The following is a 13,683-nucleotide window of genomic DNA, read 5'->3' as shown; positions in this document are numbered from 1 at the left end:
GAACGTCGGGTGCGCCGACGTGTGACCGTCGCCACGCCCCGCCCAGCGGCGGAGCCTCACGGACGGGCGTCGTAGTCCTTGCTCTGAGCCGGCAGGGGCTGCGCCAGGGTGTCGAGCAGGCTCTCGAGGTCGTCGTCGAAGGTCACCAGCTCGGCGTGGGCGGGCGTCAGGAAGCCGGCCTCGACCATCGAGTCGACCAGGGTGGCCAGCGGGCGCCAGAACCCGGCCACGTCGTAGAACGCGCTGCGCTTGGCGTGGATGCCGAGCTGGGTCCAGGTCCACTGCTCGGTGATCTCCTCGAGCGTGCCCATGCCGCCGGGCAGCGCGAGGAACGCCTCGGCACGGTCGGCCATGATCGCCTTGCGCTCGTGCATCGTCTCGACGACGTGCAGCTCGGACAGCCCTGCGTGGGCGACCTCCCGCTCGTCGAGGGAGCGCGGGATCACGCCCACGACCTCGCCGCCGGCGGCCATCGCCGCGTCCGCGACGGCACCCATTAGGCCCACACGGCCGCCTCCGTAGACCAGCGTGATGCCGCGCTCGGCGAGCGTGCGCCCGACCTCGACGGCAGCCTGCTCGTACGCCGGGTCGGAGCCGAATCGCGACCCGCAGAACACCGCGACCGACGCCAGCGTGCTCATCGGTCCTCCCCCGTCAGTCGCTCGACGATCTCGCGCGTCGCCGTCGGCGGTCCGGCGGCCGACCAGAGCAGTCCTCCGACCTCGCGCTGCACGGCGCTGCAGCCGGCACCGGCCACGATCGCCGCACCCGGGAGCCAGTCCCACGCGGGCGTGCTGTGCTGGAACCAGGCCCCGATGCGCCCGGTCGCGACGCCCACCAGGTCCATCGAGCCGGACCCGAGCATGCGCAGCGTCGCGGCGCCCGAGGCGGCGCGCAGGAACGGCTCGCGCACGTTCTCGTGGCCGATGCCGCTCGGGTGCAGGTAGCTCGCGACGCTGAGCCCGGCCAGCTCGGCGTCCTGACGCCCGTCGAGCGGCTGCCCGTTCGCGGTCGTCGGGAGGTCGGGGCCGCCGACCCACACCGTGCCGGTCGCGTGGTGCGCGACCGCGCCCAGCACCGCGACGTCGCCATCGGTCAGCGCGATCGCGGAGCACCAGTAGTCGGAGCCGGAGGCGAAGTTGTAGGTGCCGTCGACCGGGTCGATGACCCAGCGTCGCCCGGACGTGCCCGCCGCCTCGGTGCCCTCCTCGCCGAGGAGTCCGTCGTCGGGGCGCTCACGCGTCAGGGTCTCGACCACGAGCCGCTCGGCGGCGTGGTCGGCATCCGTGACGACGTCGGAGACCGACGTCTTGCGGGCGACCTCGAGGCCGGTGGTCCGCATCTCGGAGGCGAGCCGAGCCGCCTCGGTGACGAGTCGGGCGGCGAGCTGGGCGTCGTCGATCAGGGTCACGGCCAGACCTTAGCCGGTCGCTCCCTGCACCGACCCGCGTCGGGTCTAGCCTGACCGGATGGTCATCGCCGGTCTGGTCCTCGCGGGGCTCGCCGCCGCGCTCCACGTGTACATCTTCTGGCTCGAGTCCCTCGTGTGGACGGGCCCCCGCGCCCGGGCCACGTTCGGGGTGCGCACGGCCGAGGAGGCCGAGATCACCCGGCCCCTCGCCTTCAACCAGGGCTTCTACAACCTGTTCCTCACGATCGAGATCGTGGTCGGCACGGTCGTGCACGCGTCGGGGAACGAGGCCGTCGGGCTGACCCTCGTGCTGGTCGGCGCGGGGTCGATGGTCGGCGCAGCGCTCGTCCTGCTGCTGTCGTCGCCCGACAAGGCACGGGCAGCCGTGGTCCAAGGCCTGCTCCCCCTGGTCGCGATCGTCCTGCTGGTGCTCGGCTCGCTGTGACCCGTCACGCGCTGACGCGCCGCCACCGGTAGTTCGACTCCTCGACCTGCTCGCGTCGCTCGAAGGTGAGCAACTCACCGGCGCGCACCAGGACGTTCTCGGCAGCCGCAGCGGCGGTCACGCGCTCGCGCAGGTCGTCCCACTCGCGGCGCCCCTGGGGGAACTTCATGTAGTCCCGGAAGGACTCGAGCTGGAGCTGCGCACCCGAACCGGCCGGGACCAGACGCACCTCGACGTCCCCGTGCTCCACGAACTTCGCCGTGTAGGCGCCTCCGCCCAGCGCGCGGTACCGCTTCGGCTTGGTGGCGACCGCCGTCTCGACGACCCGCGCCGCCGTCGACTCGTCCGTCTCGAGCACGAGGGTCTCGCCGAGCGCTGCCAGGGCGCCGGGCAGCTTTCCGTCGGCGTAGGCCTCGCTGGCGCGTGTACCGACCTCGTTGCCCCACCCGCGTGCGCGGCGCCGGATCTTCGGCAGGAACCACACGAACGCCAGAAGCACGGCGGCGAGCACGAAGTACAGGACGTCGTTCATGGATCCTCCGAGAGGCAAGTCTGTGCATCAACTGTGCCTGGAGGCTACCTGCTGTTCATCGACGGCGGCGACCCGCTGCGGGAGCTGCCTCTCCCCCGCTGACCTCGGCCGACCCTCGGCGGCCCGCCGTGATGGCGAACCCGAACGCGGTCGCGAGCACGTACATGAGGATCGAGTAGACCGCGGCGGGGATCGCCACCTCCGTGCTGTCGAGCACGCTCAGCGCGATCGTGAGCGCGATCGTCGTGTTGTGGATGCCGATCTCCATCGAGCTCGCGACGGCCTGGGCGTGATCGAGCCGGAGCACACGCGCACCGAGGTAGCCGAGGCTCAGACTGATCAGGCAGAACAGGCCGGCCACGATGCCCACCTGCTCGACGTAGTCGCCGATGTTCTCGCGCTCCCCCAGGATCGCACCCACGGACACGGCGACGAGCACGACGATCGAGAAGATCCGCACCGGCCGGTCGGCACGGGCCGCGACAGCGGGGTTGCGACTCCGCACCAGCATGCCGATCGCGACCGGCACCAGCACGATCGCGATGACCTGCACGACCTTGCCGAGCTGCAGCCCCAGCTCGCCGTCGGCGTCGAAGTAGCCGATCGCGACGTTCGTGATCAGCGGGATCGTCACCGCCGCCAGCACCGAGTTGACCGCGGTCAGCGTCACGTTCAGCGCGACGTCGCCGCGGAACAGGTGGCTGAAGAGGTTGGCCGTCGTGCCGCCCGGGGACGCGGCGAGCAGCATCACCCCGACCGCGAGGAGCGGGTCGAGGTCGAAGGCCGTGACGAGGCCGAAGGCCACGAACGGCAGCACGAGGATCTGCAGCACGAGCGCCACCACGACCGCCTTGGGCGAGCGCGCGACCCGGACGAAGTCGTCGGTCGTCAGGCTCAGGCCGAGGCCGAACATGATGACGGCCAGCGCGATCGGGAGTCCGGTCGTGATGAGTGCCGAGTCGTTCATCCCGGCAGCCTAGATGAGACGCAGGTCACATCGCGTGACGGCTACTCGGCTCCGAGCCTCATGCGCGATGGGCGACGACTGGCACCGAGCCGTTCGGCGACCGGCAAGGCCGCGCACATGACCCGCAGGACGTTGCCGCCGGCCAGCATCTCGCACTCCTCGTCGGTCCACCCCCGCCCAACCAGCTCGGCGAACAGGGCCGGGTAGCCCGAGACGTCAGGGAGGTCGTCGGGGAAGTCGGGCGTCCCGTCGTAGTCGCCACCGATGCCGACGCCCTCGATGCCGAGGATGCTGCGGGCGTGCTCCAGGTGGTCGGCGACCTGGCTCAGGGTCGTGCGGGGCGGCGGGTCCGACCGGATGAACTCCTGGCGACACTCCTCCCGCGAGCCGCGGGTGCCGCCCGCGAAGCCGCGGTGGCGCAGGTGCTCCTCGAGCCGGACCGACCAGGCGTGGTACTCCGCCGAGACGAACTCGGGGACGAAGCTCACCATGCAGAGCCCGCCGTTGTCCCGCAGCCGGTGCAGGACGTCGTCGGGCACGTTGCGGGGGTGGTCGACGAGCGCACGACAGCAGGAGTGGCTGAAGATCACGGGCGCCTCGGTCACGTCGAGCGCGTCGTTCATGGTCTCGGTCGAGACGTGGGACAGGTCGACCAGCATGCCGATGCGGTTCATCTCCGCGACGATCTCGCGGCCGAAGCGGGTCAGCCCGTGAGCGACGGGCAGGTCGGTCGCGGAGTCGGCCCACGGGACGTTGCGGTCGTGGGTCAGGGTCAGGTAGCGGACACCGAGCATGTGCAGCGTGCGCAGCGCACCCAGCGAGTTGCCGATGGAGTGCCCGCCCTCGGCGCCGATCAGGCACGCGATGCGCCCCTCGGCCTGTGCTCGCTCGACGTCCTCGGCCGACACGGCCAGCGCGAAGTCGCTCGGGTACGCGGCGATCATCTGGTGCACGAAGTCGATCTGCTCCAGCGTCGCGACGAGTGCGCCGTCGTCGGCGAGGTCGGTCGGCACCCACACCGACCAGAACTGGGCACCGACGTGGCCGGCGCGCAGACGCCTCAGGTCGGTGTGGGTCAGGTCGGCCGTGTCGTGGAGGTTCAAGGTCTCCAGGTCGTAGTCGGCCACCTCCCGCGCGACCCACGGCAGGTCGTTGTGCCCGTCGATGATCGGCCGGCGTCGCAGGATCGCCGAGGCCCGGGCGAGGCGCTCGGCGTGGGTGGTCGAGGTCATGCGGCTCCTCCGGTGAGGGGGACGGGGTCGAGGGGGACAGGGTCGATGGCGGGCCTGGTGACCCTGCTGGTGCTGACGAACGGCGACGTCATGGCGCGCACGAGCGCGCTGTAGTCGAGCCGGAAGCTGATCTCGTCGCCGACCGCGACGTCGTGGTCGCCGACGTCGAGCACGAGGTGGTCGCTGCTCGCTGCCAGGACCGTCATGCCGTCCGGGGGTGTCGCCCCGTCCGGGTCGACGTCCTGCCGGCCGATCGCCGCGATGGCCTGACGCACGAGACCCGGCCCGCCCCGCAGCGGGGTGTCCCCGAACGCGTTCTGGCCCGTCGCACCCCACGCCTGGGCCGGCTTCGTCTGCACCTCGATGACCTCCGCGACGAGCGTGAAGGCATCGGTGCGCAGGCCGACGATCGGCTGGCGGTGGAGGGGCTCCGTGCCGAGCAGGATCGACTCCCCCAGGCGGAGCTCGTCGATGCGACCGACGTCGTTCGTGCCGAGGGCCCAGTCCAGGTTGGCCGAGTTGCCGCCGGTGACGATCGTGAGCGGGCGACCGACCCGCGCCTCGACGAGCTCGACGAGGGCCGACAACTGGTCCATCTTGTCCTGGTCGGGGACGATGCCGCTGCGGCAGGCGAGGTTCGTGCCGAGGCCGGCGAGGCGCAGCCCGGGCAGCGCCGCCACGACCCCCGCCAGGTCGACGACGTCGACCGTGGCGATCCCCTCGCGCAGGTCACCGAGCTCGACCATCAGCACGACGTCGTGGGTCACGACCTGGTGCAGGGCCGCGGTGGACAGGGCGGCCAGGACGACGGCCTCGGTGTTGAGGCTGACGTCGGCGGTGCGCACGACCCGCTCGGCCTGGCTCAGCATCGGCGACCGGATCAGGGTCAGGGGTGCCGCCGCACCGGCGGCGCGCAGGCGAGCGAGGTTCTCGATGCGGGAGTCACCGATGCCGCTGGCCCCGCCGAGCACCATCGCCGCGGCGACGTCACGCGATCCGAGCGTCGCCTTCGCGACGCCCGTCACGCGGATGCCGCGCGGCGCGAGCCGGTCGACGAGCGAGCGGGTGTTGTGGGTGACCAGGTCCAGGTCGACGTCGAGCCGCGGCGCGGTCACCGCGCGCCCGGGGCGACGCGCGCCTCGAGCTCCGGGAACGCCTGCAGCACCATGTCGACGAGCTGGTCGAGCGGTCGCGTCAGCGGATCGGTCGCCGGCAGACCGAGCTCACGCTGCAGCGTGTCGATGGCCTCGCCGATCTCGGCGTCGTCGGCCATGCGCTCGTGGTTCACGGTGATGCCGATGACCGTGGTGTCGGCGAACGCCTCGATGAGCCTGGCCTCGCTGGCCGCCGTGGGCATCGCGACCATCGGGAAGTCGCCCAGGACCTCGCGCCGCGGCGCGTGCTGCACGATGACGCCCTGGGGCCGGCTGCCGCGCAGGATGTGGCCGGAGGTCAGGTACGCCGGGTGGCTCAGCGCGCCCTGGCCCTCGACGACGATGACGTCGGGGTCCTCGCCCTCGAACGCCCGCACGACCTGGTGCTCGACCTCGCCCGAGCAGAACTGCGGCACGAGCGCGTCGAGCGCCACCCCGTACTTGCCGCCCTGGATCAGGGTGGTCTGTCCGGTGCCGACCATGACGGCCTTGATGCCGGCCTCGTTGAGCGCCTGCACCAGGAGGGTCGCGGTCGTGCGCTTGCCGATCGCGCCGTCGGTGCCGAGCACCGCGATGCGCGGGCACGTGACGTCGAAGATCCGGCCGGAGAAGAGGTGGAGGTCCTTCTTGTCCTTCGGGCGACGCACGTCCGTGATCGTCACGCCGGCCAGGAGCGCAGCGGCCACGAACTCGGCGTCGTCGTTGAGGAACTCGTGGAGACCGTTGATGACGTGCATGCCGCGCGTGATGCCGTCGAGCAGGACCAGGCGCTGGGCGTCGGACAGCAGGCCGTCGGCCGGGGCCACGCCGCAGATCAGATAGTCCGGCACGAAGCCGGCGTCGGCGATCGCCTCGGCCAGGCTCGCGAGGACGGGGATGCCGTTCCGCGTGCCGTCGAGGAACATCCCGGCATCGGCGCCAGCCTGCCGGCTGTCGATCACGCTGAGGATCTCGTACTTCTCGGAGTGACGGACGAGACCGTTCGCCGTCTTCCCGTCCTGCTCGCCGAACTGGCCCTCGCAGTAGGTGATCGCGGTGGAGCCGACCGGCAGCGAGATCGCGGCGTCGAGCGCGGAGCGCACCAGGTCGTCGACGTCGGCGTTGGGGACAGGGGAAATCACGGGGTCTCCTCGAGAGGGTGATGGTGAACCATCAGAGGAGGCGTCAGAAAACGAGAGAAAGGCCAGAGCTGGCCGGACGGTCGACGAAAGAGTCTTCCCTGAGTGCGGCACGATGCCGACACCCTCAGGGTAGCAGTGCCAGCAGCCCCGAGATGCTGCTCGATCAGGCCGTGGGGACGTCGACGGTCACGACGAGACCGCCGCCGGCGCGGGCCGTCAGCACGAGGTCGGCATGGTGGACGCGGCAGATCGAGGTCACGATCGCCAGCCCCAGGCCGCTCCCCCGGCCGGCGTCGCTCGTGCGCGAGGCCAGGCGGACGAAGGGCTCGGTCAAGGTGCCGACGACGCCGGGCGGGATGTCGGGTCCGGAGTTCTCGACCGTGAGCCGTGCCCGACCGGCCGCCGGCTCCAGCACGACGTCGACGAACCCGGCCGTGGTGCGGTTGTGGATCACCGCGTTGCGCACGAGGTTCGCGACGAGCTGGTGCAGCAGGACGGGATCCCCGGCCACGGTGCTGGGAGCGGTGCGACACGTGAGCGCGATGCCGTCCGGCACCTCGGCCACGGCTGACCGGACGACCGGCTCGAGGTCGACCGGTTGGCTCGCGAGCGTGCCCCGGTCGATGCGGGCCAGGGCCAGCAGCGCCTCGATGATCGCGATGGAGCGCTCGTTCGTCTCGTCGAGACGCGCCAGCGTCGCCTCGTCGACCCCTTCCGGATCGGCCCGGGCGACCTCGAGCATCGCCTTCGTGACGGCCAGGGGCGTGCGCAGCTCGTGGGACGCGTTCGCCGTGAAGCGACGCTGCTCCTCGAAGGAGTCCTCGAGCCGGGCGAGCATCTCGTCGAACCCGTCGGCGAGCCGGCGGAGCTCGTCGTCGGTCCCCGGCAGGTCGATGCGGTGCGACAGGGACCCGCCGGCAGCCGCGCGCACGGCACGATCGATCGGCTCCAGCGGACGCAGCATCCGGCCGGCGAGCACCCAGCCGCCCGCGACGCCGACGACGAGCAGGAAGAGCATGCCCCGGGCGAACCACGGCAGGGTCGCCTCCACGAGGTCCCGGCGGCCGGGCGAGTAGTCGCCGTCGATCGTCTGCAGGTTGCCGGCCGGGAGGTAGTGCAGCACGAGCAGCACGAGCCCGGCCAGCAGCGCACCACCCGCCACCAGCAGGAAGCCGGCATAGCTCAGGGTCAGACGCATCCGCAGGCTCAGGCCGCGAGGACGCGTCGTCACGCGTCGCCCTCCCCGAAGCGGTAGCCCACACCCGGCACGGTCTGGATCACGCCGGGCTCGCCCAGGCGCTTGCGCAGGGTCGAGATGGTGATGCGCACCGCGTTGGTGAACGGGTCCGCGTTCTCGTCCCAGGCGCGCTCGAGCAGGGCCTCGGCACTGACGACGCCGCCGCCCGAGCTCATGAGCACCTCGAGCACGGCGAACTGCTTGCGGGTCACCGCGACGTAGCGCCCGTCGCGGTAGACCTCACGGCGGAACGGGTCGAGGCGCACGCCAGCCGCCTCCATCACCGGGGGCGTCGCCTCGGCCGGTCGTCGGGCGAGGGCCCGCAGGCGCAGCACCAGCTCCCGCAGCTCGAACGGCTTCGTCAGGTAGTCGTCGACCCCGAGCTCGAACCCCGTCTGCTTGTCGTCGAGCCGGTCGGCCGCCGTGACCATGATGATTCGCGTCCCGGCACCGGACCCGACGACCTCGCGCGCGACGTCGTCGCCGTGGACCTGGGGCACGTCGCGGTCGAGGACCAGCGCGTCGTAGGTGTTGACGGCCAGCAGGTCCAGGGCGGACGCGCCGTTGTCGGTGACGTCGGCCGCGATCGACTCACGACGCAGCACGGTGCGGATCGCGTCGGCGAGGTACGGCTCGTCCTCGACCACCAAGACACGCATGCCCGCCATGCTAGGAGTCGCGACCTGTCGTGGGCGTATCGAAATTCGGCGACGCGTCGGCAACACGCGCTGCCGTGTGCTGGGCGCATGACGATCCACGCACCACGCCCCGTCCCCGCTCCCGCCCGGACCGTGCGCCGACGCCGGCCGACGCTCGGCCTGCTCGTGCTGCTCGTGCTGCTCGTGCTCGCCGTGGCCGCAGCCGGCTTGCTCGCCCTCCGCGTCGACGCGACCGGCTCGGTCCTGCCGCACGCAGGGTCGCTCTCGGGCGACGCCGACGGCGACCTCCCCGACGAGGGCGTCTCGCCCACGGACACCGACGTCGTGGGGGTCTCGCGCCTCGACCCGGACCTCCTGGACGCCGTGCAGCGGGCCGCCGTCGACGCGGCGGAGGACGGCATCGAGCTGCGGATCACGAGCGCCTGGCGGAGCGCGGCCTACCAGCAGCAGCTGCTCGACGAGGCGATCGCGTCCTACGGCGATCGCGAGGCACGTCGGATCGTGCAGACGCCCGACCGTTCCCGGCACGTGACGGGCGACGCCGTCGACGTCGGACCGACGGACGCGGCGTTCTGGGTCCTGCGCCACGGCTCGGACTACGGCCTCTGCCAGGTGTACGCCAACGAGGTCTGGCACTACGAGCTGCTGACCGAGCCCGGCGGCACGTGTCCTCCCCTGCAGTCCGACGCGTCGTGACCGGGTCCTCGCGACGTCAGGGGCTCACCACTAGGGTTCTGCCATGGCGCAGCGGCTTCGACACTCGACCTTGATCCTGCCCCTCGACGAGGGCGTCGACAACCAGGCCGTGGACCGCCACATGAAGCTCTGGACCGACGAGGGCTGGTCGTTGCAGCACTTCAGCACGACCGCCGACCCGCGGAACCACTCGTTCCACTTCATCTGGACGCGCCCCGCCTGACCAGCCCCGCCTGATCGTCCGGTCCCGCGTCGCGGTCCGGACTAGGCTCGAACAGGTGACCACTCTCCAGGACTCGACGCCGACGCCGCGGGGTGCTGCGCTCGTCGACTCCTTCGGGCGGGTGCACACCGACCTGCGCATCTCGCTGACCGACCGATGCTCCCTGCGCTGCACGTACTGCATGCCGGAGCAGGGCAACACCTGGCTGACCCGGTCGAGCCTCATGACGCCCGACGAGATCGAGCGCGTCGCGGCCGTCGCGGCCGGGCTCGGAGTCACGTCGATCCGGCTCACGGGCGGTGAACCCCTGCTGCGCCGCGACCTGGTCGACGTCGTGCAGCGGTTGTCGGCCCTGCGCTCCGGTGGGCAGCCGCTCGAGGTCACCCTCACGACGAACGGGATCGGACTGCCGGCCCGCCTCGACGAGCTCTGGGCCGCGGGTCTGTCCCGCGTGAACATCAGCATCGACACCCTGCGGCGCGAACGCTTCCTCGAGCTCACCAAGCGCGACCGGCTCGCCGACGTGCTCGAGGGCATCCATGCGGCCGCGGCGTCCGGCCGCCCCCTGAAGCTCAACGCGGTCGCGATGCGGTGCGTCAACGACGACGAGATCGTCGACCTGGTCGAGCTGGCCACGTCGGTCGGCGCGCAGATGCGCTTCATCGAGCAGATGCCGCTCGATGCCGGGCACGTCTGGGACCGCGACTCGATGCTGACCCGCGAGGAGATCCTCGAGGCCCTGAGCCGGCGGTGGGACCTGACCCCCGTCCCGGGTCGCGGGGCGGAGCCGGCCGAGCGGTGGTGGCTCGACGGCGGGCCGCACGCCGTCGGGGTCATCGCCTCCGTCTCGGCCCCGTTCTGCGGTTCGTGCAACCGGTTGCGGATGACCGCGGACGGCCAGCTCCGCAGCTGCCTGTTCGCCACCGAGGAGCTCGACCTGATGCCCGCGCTGCGCGCGGACGGTCCGGCGCCGTCCGAGGCGTCCGGCGACCTGGCCATCGAGGCGGTGCTGCGCGCGGCGGTGCGGGGGAAGAAGGCCGGGCACGCGATCGACTCCCCCACGTTCCTCCAGCCGATCCGCGGCATGAACGCGATCGGCGGCTGACGTGATCGAGGTCGAGGAGCACCTCGCGCGGGTCCTGGCCGCGACCCCGCGTCTGCCGGCCGAGACGCTCGACGTCCGCGAAGCGACGGGTCGCACGCTGGCCGCGGACGTCGCGGCGGTGCATGACGTGCCCGCGTTCGAGAACTCCTCCATGGACGGCTTCGCCGTGCGGTTCGCCGACGTCGCCTCGGCGACCGAGGAGCGACCAGCCGTCCTCGCGGTCGTCGCCGACGTGCCGGCCGGGTCCGAGCTCGACCCGCCCCTGCTGCCCGGGCAGGCGGTCCGGCTCATGACCGGCTCCGCACTGCCGAGCGACGCCGACACCGTGGTGCCGTTCGAGCACACCGCCGAAGGCCTCACCGCAGAGGTGCCTCGGCACGTCACCGTGGAGTCCGCGCCTCGCGCCGTGGGCGTGTTCGTGCGCCGCCGGGCCGAGGACCTCGCGACCGGCGACGTCGTCATGCGGGCCGGCACCCTGCTCGGGCCCCGCCAGGTCTCCGGCCTGCTGGCGGCCGGAGTGACCCGGGCCGAGGTCGCCCGGGTGCCACGGGTCGCGGTCGTGGCGACCGGCAGCGAGCTCGTCACCGACGGGTCGCCCCTGGGGCGCGGCCAGGTGCCGGAGTCGAACGGGGCGATGGTCGCGGGCCTGAGCCGCGAGGCCGGTGCCGAGGTGGTCCACGTGGGCACCGTCGTCGACGAGGACGCCGCGGTGCTCGAGGTCGTGCGCCGGCTCACCGAGGCCGGGGCCGACGTCGTGGTCCTGACGGGGGGCGTGAGCGCCGGCGCCTACGACGCCGTGAAGTCCGCCCTCGGCGGCAGCGGGGCGATGCAGTTCGACGCCGTGGCGATGCAGCCCGGCAAGCCGCAGGGCTTCGGTGCGTCCCCCGACGGTCCGCTGCTGTTCGGGCTGCCGGGCAACCCCGTCAGTGCCGCCGTGTCGTTCGAGGTGTTCGTCCGCCCCGCCCTCCTGGCGATGCAGGGTCGCCCCTCGACCGTCCGGCGGATGGTGCGGGCCACGGTCTCGGGCGGGTGGCGCTGCCCGCCGGCGAGGCGCCAGTACGTCCCGGTCGTGCTCGACACGTCCGACCCGGCCTCCTGGAGCGTGCGACCCACGTCGTCGGGCCACTCCGGCTCGCACCTCGTCGCGTCCCTGGCGCACGCCGACGGGTATGCCGTGGTTCCCGCGGCGACGACCGAGGTCCGCGTGGGCGACGTCGTCGATGTCATGCTGGTGACATGACGCAGCCCGCCCCTCGAGCCGCGGTCATCACGGTCTCCGACCGCGCGTCCGCCGGCACCGCCGACGACCGCAGCGGCCCTCTGGCGGTCGAGGCCGTCGTCGCCGCGGGGTTCGACTGCGCCGCGGCCGTCGTCGTGCCCGACGGGGCCGAGCAGGTCGAGCACGCGCTCCGCGACGCGATCGCGTCCGGCGCCCGGCTCGTCGTGACCACCGGCGGCACCGGCGTCGGGCCCCGTGACGCGACGCCGGAGGGCACGGCACGGGTGCTGACCCGGCTCGTTCCGGGCATCGTGGAGGAGATCCGCCGCCTGGCCACCCTCGAGACCCCGGGTGGCATGCTCTCGCGCGGTCTCGCCGGCGTGGTCGACGGGCCCGGCGGGTCCTCGGCGCTCGTGGTCAACCTGCCCGGTTCCACCGCGGCCGTGAGGTCGGCGATGCCCGTCCTGCTGTCGGTCGCGTCCCACGTCGTCTCCCAGCTCGACGGCGGCGACCACTGATGCAGGCGGACCAGTGATGCAGACCGGGGTGCTGATGACGTCCGTCTCGGACGCTCCTCTCGACGTCGCCCACCACCTCGCACTCGTGGGCGATCCGGGGGCCGGCGCGGTGGCGACCTTCATCGGTCAGGTGCGCGACCACGACCCCGAGGCCAGCGGCACCGTCGCCCGGCTGGAGTACGAGGCGCACCCCGACGCCGGTGCGACGCTGCGGGCCATCGCCGCACGGGTCGCCGGGACGCACCCGGTCCGCGTGGCCGTCTCCCACCGCGTCGGGGACCTGTCCGTCGGCGACCTCGCGGTCGTCGTCGCGGTCGCCTCCGCACACCGCGACCTGGCGTTCACCGTGTGCCGTGAGGTCATCGAGGCGGTCAAGACCGACCTCCCGATCTGGAAGCGCCAGGTCACCACCGACGGCCACGGCACGTGGACCGGGATCGGCGACGTTCAGCCGCCGGCGAACGGCGGCAGCACGTCGGCCAGCTGAGCCTCGTCGAGCCGGTGGTCGTCGCGCTGACGCGCACCGTCGACGAGCAGCGCGCAGTGGCCCAGGATCGGCCCGAGGGCCGGGTGGTCGCGGACGAGGGCGGCCCGGAGGGCACCGACGGTCGGCTCGTCCCGCGTCTCGGACGCCACACCGGCGGCCTCCCGCGCTGCGGCGAAGTACCTGACCTCGATCACGCGGGCTCCCCCGGCCGGCGCCAGTCGCCGGAGCGTCCGCCGGCCTTCGCGACGATCCGGACGTCCGTCAGGCTCGCCGTGCGGTCCAGACCCTTGACCATGTCGATCACGGCGAGCCCGGCGACGGAGACCGAGGTCAGTGCCTCCATCTCGACACCCGTGCGGTCCGCCGTGCGCACGGTGGCCTCGATCTCGACGCCGTCGGCGGTCACGGTGAGGTCGACCGTCGCGCCATGGACGCCGATGACGTGTGCCAGCGGCAGGAGCGTGGGCGTCGACTTCGCGGCCTGGATGCCGGCGATGCGCGCGACGGCCAGCACGTCTCCCTTCGGCACCGAGCCCGACCGCAGCTGCTCCACGACGTCGGGAGAGCACCGGACCGTGCCCCTGGCCGTGGCCGAACGCACGGTCGGCACCTTGGCCGTCACGTCGACCATCCGCGCGCGACCGGCGTCGTCCAGGTGCGGGAAGTCCATGCCTGCA

18 protein-coding genes are annotated in these 13,683 nt (G+C 72.5%); 7 read left to right on the top strand and 11 right to left on the bottom strand.

Annotated elements, in window-relative coordinates; translation table 11 throughout:
* Positions 1 to 56: 56 nt before the first annotated feature.
* A complete protein-coding gene (locus LO931_RS12090) occupies positions 57 to 641 on the bottom strand; it encodes a TIGR00730 family Rossman fold protein (protein ID WP_229053845.1) in 585 nt (194 codons plus the stop codon).
* Complete coding sequence (locus LO931_RS12085) at positions 638 to 1,411, bottom strand: inositol monophosphatase family protein (protein WP_229053844.1); 774 nt, start codon at positions 1,409 to 1,411, stop codon at positions 638 to 640. The genes LO931_RS12090 and LO931_RS12085 overlap by 4 nt, the downstream gene beginning before the upstream one ends.
* 58 nt (positions 1,412 to 1,469) lie before the next feature.
* Here LO931_RS12085 and LO931_RS12080 point away from each other — a divergent pair, with 58 nt between their 5' ends.
* On the top strand, positions 1,470 to 1,856 hold the full coding sequence (locus LO931_RS12080; protein ID WP_229053843.1) for a DUF1304 domain-containing protein: 387 nt from the start codon (positions 1,470 to 1,472) through the stop codon (positions 1,854 to 1,856).
* Between the two features lie 4 nt (positions 1,857 to 1,860).
* Here the strand turns inward: LO931_RS12080 and LO931_RS12075 are convergent, their stop codons facing one another.
* From LO931_RS12075 to LO931_RS12045, 7 genes are all read right to left on the bottom strand, one after another.
* The gene (locus LO931_RS12075; RefSeq protein ID WP_229053842.1) at positions 1,861 to 2,388 is read right to left on the bottom strand and encodes a hypothetical protein; all 528 of its coding nucleotides are present in this window, start codon (positions 2,386 to 2,388) and stop codon (positions 1,861 to 1,863) included.
* 55 nt (positions 2,389 to 2,443) lie between these two features.
* Positions 2,444 to 3,355: a bile acid:sodium symporter family protein gene (locus LO931_RS12070; protein WP_229053841.1), complete on the bottom strand. Its 912-nt coding sequence runs from the start codon at positions 3,353 to 3,355 to the stop codon at positions 2,444 to 2,446.
* 41 nt (positions 3,356 to 3,396) lie between these two features.
* Entirely contained in the window at positions 3,397 to 4,587 is a 1,191-nt protein-coding gene (locus LO931_RS12065; RefSeq protein WP_229053840.1) for a dipeptidase, read from the bottom strand.
* Positions 4,584 to 5,702: an alanine/ornithine racemase family PLP-dependent enzyme gene (locus LO931_RS12060; protein WP_229053839.1), complete on the bottom strand. Its 1,119-nt coding sequence runs from the start codon at positions 5,700 to 5,702 to the stop codon at positions 4,584 to 4,586. The genes LO931_RS12065 and LO931_RS12060 overlap by 4 nt, the downstream gene beginning before the upstream one ends.
* Positions 5,699 to 6,862 (bottom strand): DUF1611 domain-containing protein, encoded by a 1,164-nt coding sequence (locus LO931_RS12055; protein WP_229053838.1) that lies wholly within the window; start codon positions 6,860 to 6,862, stop codon positions 5,699 to 5,701. The genes LO931_RS12060 and LO931_RS12055 overlap by 4 nt, the downstream gene beginning before the upstream one ends.
* A 163-nt stretch (positions 6,863 to 7,025) precedes the next feature.
* A complete protein-coding gene (locus tag LO931_RS12050) occupies positions 7,026 to 8,093 on the bottom strand; it encodes a HAMP domain-containing sensor histidine kinase (RefSeq protein ID WP_229053837.1) in 1,068 nt (355 codons plus the stop codon).
* Positions 8,090 to 8,758: a response regulator transcription factor gene (locus LO931_RS12045; RefSeq protein ID WP_229053836.1), complete on the bottom strand. Its 669-nt coding sequence runs from the start codon at positions 8,756 to 8,758 to the stop codon at positions 8,090 to 8,092. The genes LO931_RS12050 and LO931_RS12045 overlap by 4 nt, the downstream gene beginning before the upstream one ends.
* An 87-nt stretch (positions 8,759 to 8,845) precedes the next feature.
* Here LO931_RS12045 and LO931_RS12040 point away from each other — a divergent pair, with 87 nt between their 5' ends.
* From LO931_RS12040 to LO931_RS12015, 6 genes are read left to right on the top strand one after another with little or no spacing between them, the layout of a single operon-like run.
* Entirely contained in the window at positions 8,846 to 9,454 is a 609-nt protein-coding gene (locus LO931_RS12040; RefSeq protein ID WP_229053835.1) for a M15 family metallopeptidase, read from the top strand.
* A 43-nt stretch (positions 9,455 to 9,497) separates the two neighbouring features.
* A complete protein-coding gene (locus LO931_RS12035) occupies positions 9,498 to 9,677 on the top strand; it encodes a hypothetical protein (protein ID WP_229053834.1) in 180 nt (59 codons plus the stop codon).
* Positions 9,678 to 9,732: 55 nt separating this feature from the next.
* Positions 9,733 to 10,782, top strand: coding sequence for a GTP 3',8-cyclase MoaA (moaA, locus tag LO931_RS12030; RefSeq protein WP_229053833.1), 1,050 nt, complete (start codon positions 9,733 to 9,735; stop codon positions 10,780 to 10,782).
* Position 10,783: 1 nt separating this feature from the next.
* A complete protein-coding gene (gene glp / locus LO931_RS12025) occupies positions 10,784 to 12,022 on the top strand; it encodes a gephyrin-like molybdotransferase Glp (RefSeq protein ID WP_229053832.1) in 1,239 nt (412 codons plus the stop codon).
* Entirely contained in the window at positions 12,019 to 12,519 is a 501-nt protein-coding gene (locus tag LO931_RS12020) for a molybdenum cofactor biosynthesis protein B (protein ID WP_229053831.1), read from the top strand. The genes glp and LO931_RS12020 overlap by 4 nt, the downstream gene beginning before the upstream one ends.
* A gap of 34 nt (positions 12,520 to 12,553) precedes the next feature.
* Entirely contained in the window at positions 12,554 to 13,006 is a 453-nt protein-coding gene (locus tag LO931_RS12015) for a molybdenum cofactor biosynthesis protein MoaE (protein WP_229053830.1), read from the top strand.
* On the opposite strand, the gene LO931_RS12010 is transcribed toward LO931_RS12015, so the two are convergent.
* Positions 12,967 to 13,200, bottom strand: coding sequence for a MoaD/ThiS family protein (locus LO931_RS12010; protein ID WP_229053829.1), 234 nt, complete (start codon positions 13,198 to 13,200; stop codon positions 12,967 to 12,969). The two genes, LO931_RS12015 and LO931_RS12010, sit on opposite strands and share 40 nt — an antisense overlap.
* Positions 13,197 to 13,676 (bottom strand): cyclic pyranopterin monophosphate synthase MoaC, encoded by a 480-nt coding sequence (gene moaC, locus LO931_RS12005; protein ID WP_229053828.1) that lies wholly within the window; start codon positions 13,674 to 13,676, stop codon positions 13,197 to 13,199. Before moaC ends, LO931_RS12010 begins: the two co-directional genes overlap by 4 nt.
* Positions 13,677 to 13,683: the final 7 nt, after the last annotated feature.

It is taken from the genome of Aeromicrobium sp. Leaf350, from assembly GCF_916858655.1.
In the GTDB taxonomy this organism is placed as follows: domain Bacteria; phylum Actinomycetota; class Actinomycetes; order Propionibacteriales; family Nocardioidaceae; genus Aeromicrobium.
The sequence above is the reverse complement of the archived record's forward strand: the minus strand, read 5'-3'. Positions and strand labels throughout refer to the sequence as shown.